At 54.4% G+C, this 228-nt stretch carries 1 protein-coding gene; it reads left to right on the forward strand.

The genetic code is table 11. The features are described 5' to 3' along the window. Positions 1 to 228 (forward strand): solute carrier family 23 protein (locus QP548_RS16955; protein WP_284905672.1); only part of this gene is annotated, 228 nt, incomplete at both ends.

Genomic DNA, 228 nt, shown 5'->3' on the forward strand with positions numbered 1-228 from the left:
GGTATCTCAATTGTCGGTTTGATCTTCGATCCTAACGTCCATTTCTCCGGCGTTTTCGCCATGCCTTCATTGAGCGATGAAAACGGCAATTCACTGATTGGCAGCCTGGACATTATGGGCGCGCTGAATCCTGTAGTCCTGCCAAGCGTTCTGGCGCTGGTGATGACGGCAGTATTTGATGCCACCGGAACTATCCGTGCCGTCGCCGGCCAGGCGAACCTGCTGGAT

The organism is Clostridium sp. UMB9555A (assembly GCF_030222355.1).
GTDB classification, from domain to species: Bacteria; Bacillota; Clostridia; order Clostridiales; family Clostridiaceae; genus Sarcina; species Sarcina perfringens.